The organism is Paraburkholderia sp. SECH4 (genome assembly GCF_030511745.1).
GTDB lineage: Bacteria > Pseudomonadota > Gammaproteobacteria > Burkholderiales > Burkholderiaceae > Paraburkholderia > Paraburkholderia madseniana.
This window is the reverse complement of sequence record NZ_JALOCP010000105.1, coordinates 1-2,536: the sequence shown is the minus strand read 5'-3', so window position 1 is coordinate 2,536 and position 2,536 is coordinate 1. Positions and strand designations below refer to the sequence as shown.

Here is a 2,536-nt window from a genome sequence, read left to right as displayed (position 1 = left end):
CCACCGCATTGTAGGCTCCCTACCGAACTCCACATTACACTCTGCTCCACATTAGTCAAGGCCACAAAGGAAGGCCGCTGGAACAGGGTGAAAGCCCTGCAATGGCTGCTGACCCACTCGTTCAGCGGCAAAGCACTCGCCGTCAAACGGGTGACGGAAAACCGAGGAAGGAAAACACCCGGGGTCGATAAGGTTACATGGTCCTCCCCGGACGCCAAGTACCACGCCATCGAAATTCTGCATCGTCGTGGCTACCGGCCGCGACCGTTGCGTAGAATTCAAATTCCCAAAAGCAACGGTCGGACAAGAACACTCGGAATTCCCTGTATAAGCGACAGAGCGATGCAAGCGCTGTATTTGCTCGCCCTGGAGCCTGTATCGGAAACGAGTGCGGACCCACACTCTTATGGGTTTCGCCCGGAAAGATGCACTGCCGACGCGATCGAGCAATGCTTCATCGCACTTGCGACCAAACGCGCTGCGCAGTGGATTTTAGAAGGCGACATTCAGGCCTGTTTCGACAAAATTTCGCATGACTGGATCATTGCTCACGTCCCGACGGACAGAGAGATGCTTCGGAAATGGCTGCAGGCGGGGTACCTCAAAGATCGACAGTGGTTCCCAACCGAAATGGGTGTGCCGCAAGGCGGAATTATCTCGCCTGCGATCGCGAATTGGGTATTGGATGGCTTGCAGCTTCATCTGGCGATTACCTTTGGGCCACCAAAGTGGATCGACGGAAGGCAAATCAGTTCAAAAGTCAATTTCGTTCGTTATGCCGATGACTTCATAGTTACTGGTCCCTCGAAAGAAGTTCTGGAACAGGAAGTCAGACCTATTATTGAACGTTTCATGCAGGAGCGCGGGTTGTCGCTCTCACCAGAGAAGACGAAGGTCACACATATCTCGGAGGGGTTCGACTTTCTGGGACAGAACGTTCGGAAGTATCGTGGCAAGCTGCTCATCAAGCCATCAAAGAAGAACGTTCAGGCGTTTCTGACGAAAATTCGCTCGATCATCAATGAAAACCGGACGGCCAAACAGCAGAACCTGATTGGCCTGTTAAACCCGGTGATCAAAGGATGGGCGGACTATCATCGACATGTCGTCTCAAAGAGAGTCTTCGCGCGCGTCGATTCAGAGATATGGCGGGCGTTGTGGCAATGGTGCTGTCGCCGGCATTCCAACAAGGGACGCCAATGGATCAAGCATCGCTACTTCCGATGCATTGGAACACGGGATTGGATCTTTGCTGCGCAAACGGGCGAGTATTGGCCAGATGGTAAGCCAATCGTGACAACGCTTCGTTATGCGGCAGAGGTACCCATCCGGCGGCACATTAAAATAAAAGCAGAGGCGAATCCCTTCGACCCGGCCTGGGAAGGTTACTTCGAAGATCGTCAAGGTTTCAAGATGTTCAACTCGCTCAAAGGTCGGAAGAAGTTGATTCGGCTTTGGCTTGCTCAACAGGGCATCTGCTGTGTCTGCCACCAACGCATCACCAAGGACACAGGCTGGCACGTTCACCACATTGTCCGTCGTGTTGACGGCGGAGGTAATGCGTCGCGAAACTTGATCATGGTTCACCCGAACTGCCACGCGCAAATTCATAGCCTTGGACTATCCGTGACGAAACCGGCTCCGCATCAGGGGCTTTGAACGGCTTGAGCGGAGTGCGGGGAAACTCGCACGCTCCGTTCTTGGGGGGCGGCGACGCAGCGAGGCGTTGCTGCTACCCGACTAAGGGGGAATGCCGGGACTAATACGCTGCGCTTCCCGCTATGCATCGATGGGAGGCATTTCACCGTGGCCGCGCAGCCATGCATGGTCGGCAAGCGCGAGCATTTCCCGGTCACCTTGACTATCGCCATAGGCATAGAGCACTCGAGGCTGATCGCCGCGGAACCATTGTTGCAGTCTCCGCACTTTTTCCGGTCCCCAGCAATTCGGGGAAGCCAGGTGACCAGAAAAACGGTCGTCATGAAATTCGAGCTCGGTTGCCAGTACCGCGTCGAATCCCGCAGCCGTAGCCCAGCCCTTCAGGTAGAGCGCAGGCGACGCGCTGACCAGCACGAGTTGATGGCCACGGCGCTTATGCTCCTGGACTCGCGCGGCCATTTCAGGCCGAATGAGCTTCGGCAATCTCTGAGCCACGTATTGCTGCGCCGCGTCTTCCAGTTTGCGCCGGGTCATGGCGCCGATCGTCGCGGCAAGAAAATGCGCTTTCGCGGTGCCTCGGTCGCACGTGTCGATCAGCATGCCAGCCATCCAAGGCGCCGCGCAAATCGCGCCATAGATCAATCGCGGACTGCCGACCGTGTAATGCACAAAATCACGGAGGCTGTCGGACGTGGTGATGGTGCCGTCGAAATCGAAGGCGGCAACGACCCGATCGCGCGACAGTGTTCGATCGGGGTCTGAGCGCGATGGAATCTGCAGTGAAGGCAACGGCGTACCGCTTTGGCCTCCTTGCGAGAGGGCTTGTTAGCGGCGGTGTAAAAGCGTCATTAGATGGCGGCGCAAAGTTGAGTAGAAG

General features: G+C 56.0%; 2 protein-coding genes. One reads left to right on the top strand and one right to left on the bottom strand.

Annotated features, from left to right (window positions below):
* On the top strand, positions 1-1,659 hold a 1,659-nt coding region (ltrA, locus tag M0D67_RS41900), incomplete at its 5' end, for a group II intron reverse transcriptase/maturase (RefSeq protein ID WP_266243653.1).
* A gap of 120 nt (positions 1,660-1,779) precedes the next feature.
* On the opposite strand, the gene M0D67_RS41895 is transcribed toward ltrA, so the two are convergent.
* A complete protein-coding gene (locus tag M0D67_RS41895; RefSeq protein WP_171925736.1) occupies positions 1,780-2,403 on the bottom strand; it encodes an HAD family hydrolase in 624 nt (207 codons plus the stop codon).
* Positions 2,404-2,536: the final 133 nt, after the last annotated feature.